At 63.6% G+C, this 15,890-nt stretch carries 16 protein-coding genes and 3 pseudogenes; 6 read left to right on the forward strand and 13 right to left on the reverse strand.

Translation table 11 applies throughout. The features are described from left to right. Positions 1–3 precede the first annotated feature (3 nt). From ABFO07_RS34720 to ABFO07_RS13130, 3 genes and pseudogenes are all read right to left on the reverse strand, one after another. Positions 4–117: pseudogene (locus ABFO07_RS34720) on the reverse strand (ESPR-type extended signal peptide-containing protein); the annotation flags it as partial. 74 nt (positions 118–191) lie between these two features. Then, complete coding sequence (locus ABFO07_RS13125; RefSeq protein WP_347467486.1) at positions 192–1,142, reverse strand: hypothetical protein; 951 nt, start codon at positions 1,140–1,142, stop codon at positions 192–194. 28 nt (positions 1,143–1,170) lie between these two features. After that, the gene (locus ABFO07_RS13130) at positions 1,171–2,877 is read right to left on the reverse strand and encodes a ShlB/FhaC/HecB family hemolysin secretion/activation protein (protein WP_347467488.1); all 1,707 of its coding nucleotides are present in this window, start codon (positions 2,875–2,877) and stop codon (positions 1,171–1,173) included. A 922-nt stretch (positions 2,878–3,799) separates the two neighbouring features. Here ABFO07_RS13130 and ABFO07_RS13135 point away from each other — a divergent pair. Then, positions 3,800–4,128, forward strand: a pseudogene (locus ABFO07_RS13135) (phage capsid protein); the annotation flags it as partial. Then, a pseudogene (locus ABFO07_RS13140) lies at positions 4,125–4,688 on the forward strand (hypothetical protein); the annotation flags it as partial. The pseudogenes ABFO07_RS13135 and ABFO07_RS13140, both read left to right, overlap by 4 nt. Positions 4,689–5,030: 342 nt before the next feature. On the opposite strand, the gene ABFO07_RS13145 reads toward ABFO07_RS13140, so the two are convergent. After that, the gene (locus tag ABFO07_RS13145; protein ID WP_347467490.1) at positions 5,031–5,717 is read right to left on the reverse strand and encodes an SOS response-associated peptidase; all 687 of its coding nucleotides are present in this window, start codon (positions 5,715–5,717) and stop codon (positions 5,031–5,033) included. Between the two features lie 81 nt (positions 5,718–5,798). Here ABFO07_RS13145 and ABFO07_RS13150 point away from each other — a divergent pair, with 81 nt between their 5' ends. The 4 genes from ABFO07_RS13150 to ABFO07_RS13165 all read left to right on the forward strand — a co-directional run bounded on the left by ABFO07_RS13150 (position 5,799) and on the right by ABFO07_RS13165 (position 7,258). After that, the gene (locus ABFO07_RS13150; protein ID WP_347467492.1) at positions 5,799–6,173 is read left to right on the forward strand and encodes a hypothetical protein; all 375 of its coding nucleotides are present in this window, start codon (positions 5,799–5,801) and stop codon (positions 6,171–6,173) included. Positions 6,174–6,253: 80 nt separating this feature from the next. After that, positions 6,254–6,439 (forward strand): type II toxin-antitoxin system HicA family toxin, encoded by a 186-nt coding sequence (locus ABFO07_RS13155; RefSeq protein WP_265206964.1) that lies wholly within the window; start codon positions 6,254–6,256, stop codon positions 6,437–6,439. A 126-nt stretch (positions 6,440–6,565) separates the two neighbouring features. Continuing rightward, positions 6,566–6,985, forward strand: a complete 420-nt coding sequence (locus ABFO07_RS13160) for a type II toxin-antitoxin system HicB family antitoxin (protein ID WP_347467494.1) — start codon at positions 6,566–6,568, stop codon at positions 6,983–6,985. An 18-nt stretch (positions 6,986–7,003) separates the two neighbouring features. Continuing rightward, a complete protein-coding gene (locus ABFO07_RS13165) occupies positions 7,004–7,258 on the forward strand; it encodes a hypothetical protein (RefSeq protein WP_347467496.1) in 255 nt (84 codons plus the stop codon). Between the two features lie 104 nt (positions 7,259–7,362). Here the strand turns inward: ABFO07_RS13165 and ABFO07_RS13170 are convergent, their stop codons facing one another. From ABFO07_RS13170 to ABFO07_RS13210, 9 genes are read right to left on the reverse strand one after another with little or no spacing between them, the layout of a single operon-like run. After that, positions 7,363–7,659, reverse strand: a complete 297-nt coding sequence (locus ABFO07_RS13170; protein WP_347467498.1) for a holin — start codon at positions 7,657–7,659, stop codon at positions 7,363–7,365. Continuing rightward, entirely contained in the window at positions 7,656–8,111 is a 456-nt protein-coding gene (locus ABFO07_RS13175; protein ID WP_347467500.1) for a D-Ala-D-Ala carboxypeptidase family metallohydrolase, read from the reverse strand. The genes ABFO07_RS13170 and ABFO07_RS13175 overlap by 4 nt, the downstream gene beginning before the upstream one ends. A 25-nt stretch (positions 8,112–8,136) precedes the next feature. Then, a complete protein-coding gene (locus ABFO07_RS13180; RefSeq protein WP_347467502.1) occupies positions 8,137–8,655 on the reverse strand; it encodes a hypothetical protein in 519 nt (172 codons plus the stop codon). Continuing rightward, positions 8,652–8,921: a spike base protein, RCAP_Rcc01079 family gene (locus ABFO07_RS13185; RefSeq protein ID WP_347467505.1), complete on the reverse strand. Its 270-nt coding sequence runs from the start codon at positions 8,919–8,921 to the stop codon at positions 8,652–8,654. Before ABFO07_RS13185 ends, ABFO07_RS13180 begins: the two co-directional genes overlap by 4 nt. A 15-nt stretch (positions 8,922–8,936) precedes the next feature. Further along, the gene (locus ABFO07_RS13190) at positions 8,937–9,188 is read right to left on the reverse strand and encodes a hypothetical protein (protein ID WP_347467506.1); all 252 of its coding nucleotides are present in this window, start codon (positions 9,186–9,188) and stop codon (positions 8,937–8,939) included. A gap of 13 nt (positions 9,189–9,201) precedes the next feature. Continuing rightward, positions 9,202–11,133: a hypothetical protein gene (locus ABFO07_RS13195; RefSeq protein ID WP_347467508.1), complete on the reverse strand. Its 1,932-nt coding sequence runs from the start codon at positions 11,131–11,133 to the stop codon at positions 9,202–9,204. Between the two features lie 4 nt (positions 11,134–11,137). Then, positions 11,138–13,630 (reverse strand): lytic transglycosylase domain-containing protein, encoded by a 2,493-nt coding sequence (locus ABFO07_RS13200; protein WP_347467510.1) that lies wholly within the window; start codon positions 13,628–13,630, stop codon positions 11,138–11,140. Continuing rightward, on the reverse strand, positions 13,630–15,135 hold the full coding sequence (locus tag ABFO07_RS13205) for a hypothetical protein (protein ID WP_347467512.1): 1,506 nt from the start codon (positions 15,133–15,135) through the stop codon (positions 13,630–13,632). Before ABFO07_RS13205 ends, ABFO07_RS13200 begins: the two co-directional genes overlap by 1 nt. Positions 15,136–15,145: 10 nt before the next feature. Continuing rightward, on the reverse strand, positions 15,146–15,847 hold the full coding sequence (locus tag ABFO07_RS13210) for a hypothetical protein (RefSeq protein WP_347467514.1): 702 nt from the start codon (positions 15,845–15,847) through the stop codon (positions 15,146–15,148). Positions 15,848–15,890: the final 43 nt, after the last annotated feature.

The following is a 15,890-nucleotide window of genomic DNA, read 5'->3' on the forward strand; positions in this document are numbered from 1 at the left end:
AACCGCGCGCCGTACACGGGAGCGCTCACCGCCCCCATGCGCCGACGCGTTTTCGTCAACTGCCACCCGCATGCCGCGCACGGCACTGAATACCAAGCGAAAGATTCCGGAATTCATGATGATTTTTCTTCTTGAAGATGTTTCAGGCCGGCTGCATCCGCTTTCCCGGTGCAGCCGACCTCACTTTCACGTTACTTGCAGCTCAGCATCGCGAGGCCGTTCACCCCGCCCGTCGTCGGCGCATTGACGCCGTACGAAATCACGAGATACGGTGCTGATGCATTCGGTCCCATGAACTTGGTGAACAGCGACGATCGCGTCGTGGTCGACGTCGACATCGAGCCGATCTGCGTACTACCGCTGAACATCTGATTGGTGTCGCTACCGATCGAGTACTGCAGCGTCAATGCCGCATTCGCATTGACGTTGCCCGACGTATCCGTCTTACCGGTCACGACCGCAGTCGCTGCCGTAAGCAATCCCGGCGCCGTATTGCCATCCATCGAGGTGGGACGCGTTGCTGCGACCAGCGAACAGTTGAACTGCGTTTGAGCGGTCACGTTGACCGTCACCGGAGCTCCAACCGCCCAGCTCCGACCTTGGTTGACGGTATACGAGTGCCCTGCGGAATCGCTACCGGCCGCCCAGCGGCCAATCGCGAAGTCGCCATTGCCGGCGATGTCGGTCACGGTGCCAGTCGACAGGCTAAGCGTGTCGTTGATTCGCGGCAGCGTCGTGTACGCACCGGGTACTTGAGACTTAAGTTGCGCAGCGTCGACACCGCTCGCCGACAACGTAAGCGATCCGCTCGGAAACGAGCCGTTCGCATTCCACGACACGGGCGGCGTAAACACACTCACCGCCGTTAAGCTGCTCGACAGTGCCTGCGACTGTCCCTCCACGTGAATTGCCGACGAGGACGACGCACTGCCTGACGACGAACCGCCAGTAGACGTACCGTTCGATGCGGTGTTGCTACCACTGCCACCATCGTCACCGCCACCACACGCGCTCAGGCCAAGCGCAGCCACCACCGCAAACGTTGCCGTTACTGCTTGAAAAACACGACGCTTCTCGTACACGTTCCGCATAGTCTTTCCTTCTTCTTTTTCTCGATCGACAAAAACACCGAGTCGCAACATGTCGTTCTGCTCGACCTCCCCCTACTGCCTAGAACAATGTGCTGACCTGGAACAGCAACGTCGGCGAACTCGTCTTGAAGCCCTGAGGCTTCGACAAAGGAAACCCGAGCGACACGTCGTAGTTCAGTGCGGCACCGAGCACGTTCTTCGGTGCGAGATTGCCGCGCAAACCGACAACGGCACCGACCAGCGTTTCACCGAGCAGGTACTGCGCGGCCGGCCCTCGCACGCGCCCGGCATCGACGCCGGCATAAAGCGCCTGCGTGCCAACAGGCGTCGGCACATACCAGTCGAGTTCGTTGGAAACGACCCAGCCGCTCTCGGCAGCCAGCGTCAGTTGCTGATCGAAGCCGCGTACGGCGTAGCGCGTGCCGATCGTGAAATAGTCGGAAGGAGTCAGTGGCGTACGTGCGTTCTGCATGTTCCAGCCGAACTGGTACGAGAACGTCTGACTGCCGATCTTGAAAGGGACCTGGGCGCTGAGGCTTGCCAACTCCACCTGTGTCTTGCCGTCGAAGTCGGGAGTGCCGACCACCGTGCCCGAATTACTGGACAGCCCCGGCAGCGATGCGCGCCAGGCGAACGAGCCGTCGAGAACAACATCGCCGATGTACTGGCGATGCGCGATGCCGAGCTCGTAGCCGATGATGTCGCGATGCTGCACGGGAAGATCGACACCATCCAGCGAGTTGCGACTGATTTTGTGGAACAGGTTACCGTGAAGCTCCGTACGCGCGTGCGCATTCCGATAGATCACGTCCGACAGGCCAGCCTGAAGCTGTGACTGCACACCGCTGTATTCGATCGGCGCATCGAAACCGGCCACCGTCTGCTTATAGCGGGAGCGGCTCGCGTTCACCGTCAGCATCGCATAGCCAATCGGCACGCTGTAGTTCGCAGACACCGACTGGTTACCCTTGTCGGATGCGTCAAAATTCGCATTCGTCGTGCCGGCAATTTGCAGCTGGTCGTAGAGGTGAAACGGCGAGTCGAACGTGAACGAGCTCGACAGTTCGTACTTGCCCGTCGAGTCGAGGCCCGCGTTGTCTGTGCCGACAACGGCACGCCAGCGCTTGCCGGTTCCGGGATGAAAGACGACTTCGGAGTCGCCCGGATTCAGGCCCGGCGCGATGTCGAACGTGGCATCGGACTGGGATTGAAGACGACGCAGATTCTCCAGGCCGTGATCGATGTCGCGCTGGTTCAACAGCACGCCGCCCGAAGTGGGCAGCGCCGCGCGCAACCAGCCAATCGTGGGCTTGTCGGCTCGGATCTCGCTGATGCGCCCCGGCACAACGCGCAGCGTCAACGTGCCCGACTGCAACGATTGTGTCGGCACGAGAACGCGAGACGTCACGTAACCGCGCTCGATCAGCACATTATTGGCTGCATCCTGAATCTGCTTGAGTGCAGTCTTGCCGATGCACTGGCCGACGACCGGTTGAAGGAAACGCGCGAGCCAGCCGAACGTGTTGTCTTCCAGCGCGATTTCCTTGATCGGAAAACACGGATTATCGAGCGGCAGGTTCGTGACGCTGGGGACCGAAGTCTTCTCTCCAGTCGGCGTCAACACATTGGGGCGTGGATTCAGCTCCTTGGTGGCCTCAAGTTGCTGCTGCTGCAAACGCTGGATTTGTGGGCCGGACGTAGTTTCGGATGGCGGAACGCCTTGGGCCAGCGCAGAAACGCTCGCCAACGCCGAAATCAACGCTGCCGAAGTTTCTCGTTTCTTCACTTGTTAGCGGCGTGATGGTTGGTCTCTCGCGCCGCAATTTATCGAAGTATTCGCCCGCGCATTGTCAGGTATTGCAAAGGCACCTGATCTATTGACCGCGCAGATCCGATGCTGTAGCACCCTCTCTTGGGCCGATGGCTTCTATTACAGCAGCTGCAATCAACCATTCCACTTGACAATTATAAACATTTAAATAAGTTAACCACCCATGCATTCACAGGCACTAGAGACACTATTCCTCCCCGCTTCTTTCGACACCTCAGAGCATCGAAACACACGGCCCCTCCCTTTGTTTTTCTGAAAAATCAAGACTCGCCGTTACCGAGCGCCCATTTCTCAAATAAATTTCCGGGTAGTCACCGACTGCTTCTTTCCAGCAACGTCGATCGCTTAGACGATCTCGCAAAACACAGAACCTTGACAAAATTAACATTTTCAGCAGTTTTTGTTATGCGTTGAAATGGCGTTTCATTCACGATAAACGCATACGGCAACGTGTCGTGTATCTACAACGGTCTCTGCAAGGGTAAAGCCGAGTTCGACACTGCATCCCAGTTTTTTTGATCACATATCACCTTCCTGAGCCCGGCCAGCTACGGCCGCTCCGTCGATGCATTTCCGCATCGGTGCACTTCGCTCAGGAGTTTCCGCGATCTCTGATCCCCCTACCGTTATGCTGATCGGGCTGGGCCTCGCGCTCGTTACCATGTTCGCGGTGGGTTTCTGTTGGCTCGCCACCATGGACCGGCCGGCACGCCGACACGCACCTGTCGCTCCCCTGTCGACTCACAGCGCTGCCGACCCGCATTCCATCGACGTCGATGAATTCGACGAATAGGAGGCGTGCGCGCCGAGATCGAAACGCGGCAAGCGCTCGAAGCACAGTTCACGCAGAGGATCCAAGTTGAAGCTGCTCGGCTAAAGGTCGGCCATCTATTACGTCGACCTGGGTATTCGCTCCGGCAGTACGCTCGAACAGGCACTCATCGAGGCGAATGAACTGGATACGCGTCGCCGTGCCGCCGGCTTCGGTCAGGCCGCGCTCGATGTCGCTGCGCGTGCAGGGTTCGCCAACGGTGCGTTCGAGGACAGCCCGGATGAAACGGCTGCTGTCGCGGAAGAGTTTTATCCCGACACGAACGGCCAATCGGAATCCGGAGACAGTAACGCCTCCGACGGCTCTGCGCCGCTGCGCCGCTGCGCCAGAAACTCGAACGCAAGGCCGTGCTGTTGGGCGGCAAGGCAGCATGAGCGCGCGTCGCTTGGCGTGCGTCCTGGCGGTCGGCGCAACCACCACCGCGCTCTGTCTGTCGGTGCTCGCCCGCTGGCAGCGCGGCGGCACGTTACCGGAACGGCTCATCTGGATCGCCATCGGCATGGTGCTCGTCTCGAGCGCGCAACTGTTGCCGGCGCTGATCCGTGAGATGCCGATGGTCGTTCGGGGCGTAGGTAGTGTGTTAGGGTGCGCTTGCCTGCTGGCGGCATGTTTCGGCCATGCAGTGTTCCTCACTTTGGCCCAGCAGCATGCCGGTGAGCTGCGAGCGGCAACGGTACAGATGACCTCGGTACCGGAGTCCGCTCGTAGTCTCACGGCGGTCATGGCAGAACGCGCGACGGTGACGGCACAGCTCGCGGTCGCGCAGGCGCGTAACTGCATCGGGAACTGTACGATGCTCAGATCCCGTCGTGTGACGCTTGCCCCACGGCTGGATGTGCTGAATGCTGAAGCGGACGATCTTCGACGCCAGCAGGTCATGACGAATCGAGTCACGGCTCAGCATGACGCATTACTCGTCTATCCAGTCACGTCGGGGAGAGGCCTTTCGGATAGTGACGTCAGTCAGCGGCATGATGCACCTTGCAGCCCGGAGGGGCACTTTTTGTCAGGGGCATCAACCATTAATCAAGAGTCCCCCGAAAATGCCCCCCGCATTTACACGGGTTAGACTGAACAAGTCGGAATAAAAAAACCCATGAAGCCTAGTGCTATCACGGGTTTCTGGATTTCCAAGGATAGTCTTGGACGGGTATGTGGTGCCGGGGACCAGAACCGACATCAACGCAATATCAATGCGTTATACGTGTCCGGTGCAATTTTGTAGCAGGAGCGCGCTGCTGATCGTCTATCCCGATTTCGGATTCGAACCAGCGCGCTACGTGCCGCCCTTCGGCACCGGCTCGGCCGCCATCTCATCGGCCGAGTAGAGCTGCAGCATCGCGCGCGCCGCCTCGACGTTCGACGTCGTGAGCCATTCCTCCCAATCGTCCGGCCGTAGTATCACGACCGATCGTTTCTCGTCGCCCGGCTTGTGCATGCGCGACATAACCGGGTGCCCTTCCGCGTTGACCGTGATCATCGACATAGTGTGCTGGTCGCTTCCGTCCGGGTTCTTCAACGTCCGCCAGATGCCGGCGACGCACATCGGGCGCCAGCCGGCCAGGCCGATCCGGTGCCAGACGTTCTTCCCCGTCTCATAGCAGGGTTCGTAAATCCACTGCGCCGGAATCAGGCAACGGCGGCCGGCGCGCCACGCCGGGCCGTACAGCGGCGATTGCCCGAGGTTGTCGTCGCGCGCGTTCATCGTGCTGCGCATGACCGGCGGCTTCTTCCCTGCTGCCTTCGCTTTCTCGATGTTCGCCTTCTGCAGGACCCGAGGCCAGAAGCCGAAGCCAGCGAGCATCGCCTCGAGCTGGCCGTCGACGCCCGCGACGATCGGCGCGAGGTAGTCCTGATAGATATCGGGCTTCCACGGCTGCCGACCCCACAGGTCGCGCAACACTGGAATCTTCAGTTCAGATAGCCCCGGATCCTCGTCCGGTGCACGGTAGTTCGTGCACATCGCCCGCCCCCATTTTTCGGACTTGACCGACGCATATTACCTCGACGTACACTGTATAGCCATACAGTATCTTTTCGCATCATGGAACCGCTTTGGGAGTACCAGTGGGAATACATCGACATGCCCTACAGCGGCCCGCCCACGCGCACGCATTTCTGGATGACCGACTACGAGGCCGAGCGCTGGCACGGATACACCAAGCCGGGCGCGCGTCGATTGGACGAAACGCGACGGGACAGGAACGTGCAACCGAAACCGCCAGTCGGCCTGTTCTCACCGCGAGAAGCGCAGACGAACCGAAGCACGTCCGAGCGACCGCTACCCGCCTTTCGGTCGCCCGACCTGCAGGAGCTTCGCCTGTGGTGGCTCGATCCCCGCAGCTGCACATTCGACGAAATCCATCGCCTGATCCTGGAAGTTGTTCGACTTCAGCGCGAGCAGCCACCGAAGAAATAACAACACTTTTGTTGTTTTTCCCGTTGAAAAACAAAACATATGTGTTGTATAATTCGGCATCGAAACGACAAGGGAGACACATGAGTTACAACGAGTTCAAACGCTGGCTGAAGAAACTGGGGGCGACGTTCGAGACGCACCGATCAGGTTCCAGCCACTCGACGGTCCGGCTAAACGGTCAAAGGACAATCTTCCCCGAGCACGGCAGTAAAGAAATCGGTACGAAGCTTGTCCAGAAGATCAAGAAGGACCTCGGCGTGAAGTGAAGGAAGGAGCCCGCGAGGGCTCCCTTTCGCGCAACTCGTGACTCCCTGCAGTTCTGCAATGTGGTGTTTTAAGGTGGAAAGCCACATTGGAGATGATGGATTAAGCCCAAAGAAAGGGGTTGGTAAATGCTGAACTATCCAGTAGCTCTAGAACACGACGACAACGGTACATTGCTCGTCACAAGCCCGGACATTCCGGAAATGGCAGCCGTGGGTGAGAACGTCGACGACGCGTTGGTGCAGGCGCTCGACTCTCTCGAAGCTTCCTTTGAAATCTACTTTGCGGAAAAGCGCCCTATTCCGATGCCGTCAAAGGCAAAACGTGGGCAGCACCTTGTTACCTTGCCCGTACTTGTAGCGGCAAAGGTTTTACTTGCAAATGAAATGATCGAGCAGAAGGTCAGAAAGGCAGATCTGGCGCGTCGACTACACGTCAACGCCGTGCAGGTCGACCGCCTATTAAAGTTCGGCCACGCTTCTAAGATCGAACAGGTCGAAGCAGCGTTCTCTCAGCTCGGGAAGCGTCTCGAGGTTCGCGCCGTTTGAAGGTGGGAGGAAAGTGCAATGGCAAATGAAGTTTCGCATGACGCACGAATGAAAATGGGTCACCGACTCATGCGTGCAGCCTGGCATTTTGAGGAAACTCACAACGAACGCGCGCGATCCAAAGCCGTGAATCTTGGAGAAAAAATAGGTGGGCTGCAGGTGCATGTCACCGAATACGACATGTTCGCAGCCAATGAATGGCTAAATTCTCACGGTTTACGAGACGAGGCAGCAGGCCAAGCTGTCGAGGACGAATGGAGCGATAAGAAGTAGTTGTTCCAGTCACCACGTGAGGCATAGCGGTTGTCGCCTTGCGCGTGCTGACCCGAACATACTGATCCCGCCTTGCCGGCGGGATTTTTTTCGTCTGCGTCCGGCTACTCCATCAGCTCGGGTGTCGGCTGCCGTCGATTCACCGCCCGCATTGCGAGCACCTCGAGGAACTGCTGCCCGAGAATCCCGAAGCACGCCCCGATGCCTGTCACCGCCAGCGGCGTCAGGTCAGGGAACAACGTCAGCGCCGCGCCAGCGGCAACGCTCAGACCGGATCCGACGATTGTCCTGCCGATGATGATGCGGAGCTTCGGCCGCTCCGGCTCGGCCATCAGCTTGCCGAACGCGATCGCGCCGCCGATCGCCGCCAAGCCGCCCACTTCCTTCCAGAGGTCGCTCATGCTTGCAACCCCGCGACGTACGTCGTGCGGCCACCAACCTTGCGCGCGGTGAGCACCTGGCGCCGCGACGTTGCGCCGTCGGCAGCGAGGCCGATGTGCACCCACCGGCCGAACTCGTTGATGACCTGATCGAAAGGCAGGTCCGACGCCGCCAGCACGTGACACACGTCGAGCGGCGGCCCATAACCAGAGCATACGAAGTCGGCCGCCAGTCCCTGAGCATGCGCACTCGTCGGCACGCCTCCGACCGCGCGGTTCAACGCCGGGCTACGGTAGCCCGACGTGATCTGCATCGGCATGTCGCCGAGCAGCACGCGCGCCTGTTCCAGCGTCTGCGCGAGCCGTCGCAAGTTCGCGGCGGCCGCCGGCGTCGGCGAGTTGTCGATCTGTCGTGCGCGCGCGGTATCGCTACGCGTGAATTCCTCGAGCGTGAAATGTGGTGTGAGTTGCATGCGGCCCTCCCTGTTGGCCTGGTTGTTATTTCGGTGCGTCGACGGCGATCGCCTGAGGATCTGCGCCCCACTTCGTGACGAGCTGGCCGACCTGCACCCATGCGGCGCCGTCATCGGACGCCTGCGCAATGATGGTTTCGGGTGTGCGGTTGTTGAAGGTGACGGGCCTGATCAGCAGCGAATCGACAGCGCGCGCGGTGCTGAACTCGACCTCGATCCACTGATTCGACATACCCGCAACGCGGCACGTCCACGAATCCGCCGGATTGGTCGGTACGTTCACTGTGTTCCGAAAGGCGTTCTCCGCACCGCGCCCGCTGTACGCGGAGCTCTCCGAATACGCGGTGGCGTCGTCGTAGGTCAGCAGCACGCCGGCGCGATACATCCAGACCCGACCGACGGCCAGGTAGTCGGCAGGCGTGCCCGGATTCGGGTACGGGAAGAACAACCGCCAGAATCGCGCTGTGTAATGCGGATCCGGCGTCGAGCCGCTGCTCACGCCTGGTCCCCGCCGGCGGCCGATCGACAGACCGAGCGCGATCATACGAGCGCCACCAGGCCGCCGGCCGTCGTGCCCGCCGCGCGCACGAACACTGGTCGAATGTCGAGCACTTCGCCGGCATAGCAGCCCGCGAACACCACGTCGACGCCATCCTCGCCGGCGGCCGTCACGTCGCCGGCGGCGCCGACGCGAATCGCGCGCGGTCGGATCGGCAGCGGCCTGTCGTTGCTAGGCGTGATCTTGTAGAACTGCCCCGCAGTGCCGGTCGGCACATCGCGCATGTGCGGGTACGGGTCGTTGATTCGCATGGTTCCTCCTGTTCGTTACGTGTCGCATCGCGCGATTGCGGCATCGACCAGCGCACGCAACGCCATAAGCCCCGCGCGCGCGGACGACGTATCGCCGCCGTTCGAAAAATCGACGATCGGCACGACCGCCGTTACGTCGCTGATCGCCGTGCCCCTGTCGCTGTCAACGACATGCTCGATCGTGCGCAGCGACACCGCGTCGACCGCGCCCGCGGCGTCGAGCTGCACGACGTAGTGCGACGGCTTCGTTATCTTCTGGAATGGCATGACGCCCACCTCCCTAATTCACACGCGCCTCGAGCGCGAAACTTGCCTGCCCACCCGGGTTCGATGCGCTGATACACCGGTACTCAAATTGCACGTTCGTGTCGTCGACCTGGCGCACGCGCCAGTACGCGAGCTGCGCAGCCATGACGGTGAGCCCAGTCATCGTCAGCCGCACATCGCGCCGACGGCACGGCCAGAGCAGGCCATGCGCGACCGACACCTGCTGCGCAACGTCGGTATCGATCGGCAACGCACCGATTTCCGCGACGAAGTGCGTCCCCTTCGGCCCCGACGGCAGGCCGTTCGCCTGCACGTCGAACACGTCACGATCGGCGATCGGCACATCACCAGCGACGTAAGCCGTCCCGGCCCGCGTCTGGTAGATGCGCAGCTCGACGCGATTGAAGCCCTGATAGACGTCGGCCGGCCGCTTGTAGCTGAAGCCGGTCAGATTGCGCAGCAGCAGCCCACGCACGCGGTTCTGCGATCCGGTGATCGTCAGTCCCACGCGGCAATCGCGCGCGATGAGGTCGTTGATCGTATTGCCGACGCCGGTGATCACCACGCCGTCGAAGCGGTTCAGCGTGCCGATCACCTGCGATGTACCGATCTGGTTGTAGTTGCCCGTGATGCGCAGTGCGGCGCTACCCTGCGAAACGCCATCGTTTCGCATGATCCCGTAGTGGGTCCCGATCTTGATATCGTTGCCTGTCAAGACGAGCGAGTCGCCGCCCTGCCCGCCGAAGTACTGCTTCACGATGCCGATCAGCGTGTTGCTGCCGCGGATCTCGCACTGGCTCCCGTCGACGACGAGCAGGCTGCAGGACATGTTCGTGCCGATGTACATGTTGCGGCGCGCTCGGCCGCTGTCCTGCGTCCATTTCATGTCGTTCGAGTAGCAGTGAATCACGCTCGCGTACGTCGGCGCGCCGTTGTACTTCCCGGTCGCGATCTCCGACACGTAGCCCCAATCGTCGTTGAAGCAGCAAATCGGGTTATCGATCAGCAGGTTGTGCGGGCCGCGATTGCGCCAGCCGACGCCGCCGTTCTGGCGCGACACGAGGTTTCGGACGTAGCCTTCCTCCTGCGTCCGCCAGTCACCGGTTCCGGTGACGTTCGTCGCGTACTCGCTATAGAAGCCGTCGCCGGCGGCGTTCTCGATCAGCACGTCGTCGACGATGACGTTCGCACCATATAGCGCGACACCGCGCCCCGACGTGTTGTGCCCACGGTTGCCATCGACGCGAAGCGCGGCCAGGCCGAACCAACTCGGCACGCGGCCATCGGCCGCGACGTCGAGGCCCGAGCCCGTCAACGCGTCGAAGTTCTCCGACACGATGAAATCAGCGTTGGCACCTGCCGCGCAGCGCAGCACCGTTCCATGCACGCCGCGCCCCTCGATCAGCACGCCGCGCGGAATCGAGATGCGTCGGGCGACATACACCGGCTGCGGGCATTCCAGCACGCCCCCGCCAATCGAGCGCAGGTAGCTGCAGCCGCGTTCGAATGCGCCGGTATAGTCGGCCTCGCCGATCCGAAAGTAATCGTCGACGCTGACGTGTTCGCGCAGCTTTGCCTGCACGTCGCGCCTCACGGCGCCCACGCCCGCCTGAATGAAGCCGATCAGCGATGCACCGTCCTCGCCGCCGATCCGGTCGAAGAAGTCATCGATTCCTTCGGTCGGGTCCTCGACCAGGCGGTCCCAAATGAGCGTCCCCTTGCGGTCGTACAGGACCTGCCGATACGTACCCTTGCCCCAAATCGTCGCCTGCCCGCGCGCGTCGAGCTTCACCGGGTTCTCGTTCGGCTCGGTGAGCTCGGGATCCTGCCACGTCGTCTTGTAGACCTCGGTTCCCGGTTCGAAGAAATACGCCGCACCGCCGACCAGCGGATACCCGTTGAAGTCGATGAACTGCTGGCGGCCGTTCGGAAGTAGGTAGGCCATCGTGTTACCTCAAAGTGTTCGGGCGCGTGAGCCCGGTTGCCGCCGGCGTTGTGAGCATCAGCAGGCGATTCGGCACGGCGCCCGCGGCGGCCGGTGCCGTCGGCATGATTTCGGCACGCAGCGCGTTCTCGACAGCACGGTTGTCGCGGAACGTATTGACCGCCGCGCGCGCGCTGCTGACGAACGGCAGGCGGCCGCCGCCGACGCGCAACGCCGTGAGCAGGTTCATCGCGGCCGACGCGGTGTTCGAGTTGTTCACTGCCGAGCCGGCCGGCTGGCCGTTGATGTACGCGCCGACGCGCCCGATCGAGTGGAGCTGTGCCACCTCGGCGGGCGTGAAGAATGTCGCCAGTTTGTCGCGGCCCATCGTACGCAGCGCTTCGTTGAACCGCGCCTGCGCGAACGGCGCGTCGCCAGCTGCGTTCGCGCCGAACGCTTTGTGCGACAGGTGCTCGACGATCTGCGTACGCACTGCGCCGACTGCCTCTGGATCGTTCGCGAGCACGTCGCGCAGCGCGCGCAGGTCGCGCGTGCGGCCGTTCACGATGTACTGCGACACGAACTTGTCTGCCTCCGTGTCAGGGTCGAGCGCGGCGCGCAACGCCGGCGTGCGGTCGATCGTTGCGAACCGTTCGCGCGCGGCCGTGCGGGCGGCGTCGAACGCGGCTTTCGCCTCGCGGCCGGCGTCGCTGCCGATCGGCGCGTCGTTCAGTGCGTTGCGAATGACGCCGATCGCCGTCTCGGCGTTGCCATCGCCGGCGCGCTGCGCCGTGCGCTGCGCCCGGCTCAACAACTGGTCGAACTGGACCGCGGTGTCGACGTTGAACGGCAGGCGTCCGGACGCGAAGTCGTTCAGGCTGCGGCGCAGCGGCTCGGGCACGTAGTTTTGCAGCTGGCGCTGGTCGAGCACGTTGTTCGCGTTCTCACTGAATGCGACGTGATCCATCGCGGCCGGGCGCCCGGCCGAATCGCGGGCCGACGAATACAGCTCGTTCACGCGCGCGCGCGCTGGGTCGTCCGCCGCGCGCAGCCGGCCCATCAGCATGTTCCCGGCCGGGTGCGCGTCCTGCGCCGGGCCGCCGATGCCCTGCAGGCTGCGCTGCAACGCGTTGTTCTGCGACACGAAGCGTTCGGCCAGCGGCTCGCCGACGCCCTGCACGCCGCGCAGGTTCTTCTCGCGCGCGAACTGCATCGGCTCACGTGTGAGCTGGCCGAGCGTCGGATCCACTCCCGCCGCGTTGAAGTCCATCTGCCGCAAGCGCGCGGCCGCGTCGAGCTGCTGCCCGCGCTGCAGCGCATTCGCGACGTCGCGGCGCAGCGGCACGAGCGCGTCGGGTTGGACCGTGTGCAAGTCGATCCCGGCCGCGCGCGCCGCGCGCTCGATCTGTTCGTCGGCCATGTTGCCGGCGGCCGTCGCGGACGGACGCGCACCGCCGCCCGTTAGCCTGTTCCAGACCGGCGCGGCAGCACGCAGCGCCGCCGATCCAACGCCCCCGAGCGCGCCGCCCGCCGCTGCGCCCGTTCCGATGCGCGCGAGCCAGTCGCCAGCAGTGTCATCGCCGCGCAGCGGTTCCATGCCGGCAGCGGCGCCGCCCGCGATCGCGCCGCGCGCCATCGCCCCGCCGACGCCCTTCGCGCCTGCGAGAATCGGACCGCCCGCGAGCATATTTGCGGGATTCGCGGCGGCCGCCGCCAGGTCACCAGCAAGGTTTTCCGCGCCGTTTCTCGGGCTCGGCGTCACCGCGTCGACTGCGCGCCGGAGCACCGCGCCCGGTGCCTGCAGCTTCGCGCCCGTGATCGCGTTGATCGTCGCGTTGATCGGCTCGCCGACCAGGTTCACCGCGTCTGCGATGCCGTGCCCAGCCGCACGCGCGGTCAGGCCGAGCTGGCGGCCGAGCTCGCCGCCCCGCGACCGCGACGCGGCGGCAGGCGCAGCAGCGGCCGTCGGCGCCGCGCTCGCGCTGCCCGTGCCATTCGCTGGCGCCATCAGCGCATCGAACGGATCAGCGCCGGCCGCTGCCGGCTGCATGCCCCCGCCCATCAGCGCAGCGAAAGGGTCGTCCGTCGCAGCGCCGGCCGCCGGCGCGGATGCGGCGCCCGGAATGCCCGGCAGCGGCGCATCAGCGGCAGCCGGCGCGCCGCCGCCATACGCCGCCGTCACCTTCTCCAGATACCCGCGCGTCTTCGGCCCCCAGTTCGCCCGATCAGTGCCGCCGTGATACGCGAGCACGGCGTCCTGGACGTTGCCATAGCGGTTCAAGTTCTCACGCAGCAGCTGCGCGGCACCGTTGATCGATTGTGCTGGGTCGAATGGGTCCTTCACGCCGAGCGCCTTCTGCGTGGCCGGCATGAGCTGCGTGAGCCCCTGCGCGCCCACCTCCGACACCGCGCGCGGGTTGCCGCGGCTCTCGACGTGGACGATCGACCTGATCAGGCGCGGGTCGACGTTCCATTTCCGGCCCGCGCTGTCGATGATCCTGCTGTAGTCGGCCGGCATCACTGCCCCCCGGGATGCGGCAGGATGCCGGCGCCGACCGCCGCGCGGTAGCTCGCAGCGAACGCGTCGCGATCCTTCGGCGACAGGCTCCCGATCATCTTCTGCGCAGCCGCGCGGTCCATCTGGTCGACGACGAACACGCGCGGATCGACAGCGCGGTTCCACTGCGCGGACCACTGGCCGAACTTGTCCGGCCCGAGCCCGGCCTGCTGCCACGCTGCGTTCTTGGCCTGCGTCGCGCGCTCCATGCCGATCATTGCGCGCGTCAGGTGATCGACCGATAGACCGTTCATTTTCTGGTTCGGGTTGCCCGACAGCGCCGTGGCGAGCTTCGAATCGGTGCCCGCGCCGAGCGTGCCCGCCTGCGCGATCGCGAGCTGCGTCGCGTACTTGTTGAATTCCTGCTGACTCGCGATTTTCGTCGGATCGATGCCGATCTTCGCCGCGACGTCGGGCGCGATCGACATCGCGAGGTTCTTCGCCTGCAGCGCCCAATCGGCCGTCGCGCCCGGCGTGAAATCCTTCGCCGTGCGCTGCAGCTCCTGCAGCATGTACACGCGCTGCGGCGCGGCCTCGGCCTGCGCGCTCAGGTTCGCGACGGCCTTCCCCATCTCGGTCCCGAGCGTCGAAGCGGCCGCCTCCTGCCCGAGCGCCGGCCCGGTTGGCAGGAACCCACCAGGCGCACTGCCGCCGCCGCCACCCGCGTAGCTGCCGTCGCCAAGGCCGCCCGCGCCGCCTTGGCCGCCACCGGCAAGCGAACCCATCGACACCGTGCCCGGCTGGCCGTCCTGAAACGTCTGCACGCGCTGCGCGGCCTCGCCAGGCGTCAGCGACTTCTGGAACGACGTCGCGCCCTTCGGTGCGCCCGTCATCGGGTCGATCGGCACGATGTTGATCGCGCCGCCCGTGTCGATCGTCTGCACGTCCGGCTTAAGCGCCTGCAGCTGCACTTCGCCCTTCAAGCTCGCGAGCCAGTGATTGCGGACGAACTGCGCCTGCTGCCCCGGATCGGACGGCAGATTCTGCAGTTCGCGCATTGCGAGCTCCTGCGGAATCGTCCCGGTCTCGATCCCCTTCAGCACCAGGTCAGCGATCGAGGTCGACATGTCGGCCTTTCCGAAACGTGGATCACCCATCAGGCCGCCAAGCTGCTGCCGCAGCGACGATTGCTGTTTGAGCGCGAGGTCGAGTTTGTCCGCGTCGAACTTCACCTGCCCGTGCTGCATCTCCTGCACGTTCTTCGCGAACTGCGGGGCGTTGTACGCGCCACGCGGATCCTGCGCGAGCAGCGACTGTGCGCGCCCCCAATCGGTTTTCCCCGACGTCGGATCGGTCGCATTGCGGATCGCCTCCGACTGCGCGACGTTCGCGCCCATCTGCGCCTGCAGTGCGCCCTGCTGCAGCATGTTCCCGCGCAGCGCCATCATTTCCGACATGGATTGCAGCGGGTTCATCGGCCGCTGCTGGCCCATCCCGCCAAGCGGGATGCTTGCGTCGATCGCCATTGCTGTTCTCCTACCCGCCGTACATGCCGGGGAACTGCTTCATCATCGAATACATCATCGCGGAATTGCTAAGTCCGTTGATGCCATTGCTCCATGCGTTCGCGGCACCTATCGTCCCCGCGGCGCTGGCGTTCGCGCCCTGCGTGAGCAAGTTGCCCGCACCGGCCGCCGCGCTCGCTCCCATGTTCCCGGTCATCGCGGCAGAGTTCTGCCCGGTCTGCATCAGGCCGAGCAACCGGTTCACGTTGTTCGCTGCGCTGTTGTAGTTCGTCTGGTAGCCCGTCAGCGCGTTTCCGAACTGCTGCTGATACGTGTTCTGCGCGAGCCCCGTCGTGTAGTCGGAAATGCCCTTGAGCTGCGCGCCGGACAAACCAAGCCCGCGCGCTGCGTTGCTGTTGTCGACGCCCCGCAATCCCTGCTTCAGCGTGAACTGGTAGCCCGGCGTGCTTTCGAGATCCTTCGCGTCGAACGAGAAGCGTTGCTGCAGCGGATTGCTAGGGTCCGCCGTCATTCCGGTCAGCTTGCCGTCCTTGTCGTATTGCGGCGCGTACCCCATCGCCGTCAGCAGCGGATTGATCGACGCCGTGCCAAGGTTGGTAAACGGCGACAGGTCCTCGCGCGTCTGCTCGTACTGCTTCCACTGCATTTCGGCAGCGCGATCGGCCGCTGCCGCCTGCTGGCCCGCTGCGTCCTTCGATGCACTCGCCGACATGGCAGAACCTGCCACGCCCGCGACCGCTGCTCCCACACCTACC

The sequence above is a fragment of the Burkholderia stagnalis genome (assembly GCF_039848545.1).
GTDB lineage: Bacteria > Pseudomonadota > Gammaproteobacteria > Burkholderiales > Burkholderiaceae > Burkholderia > Burkholderia stagnalis.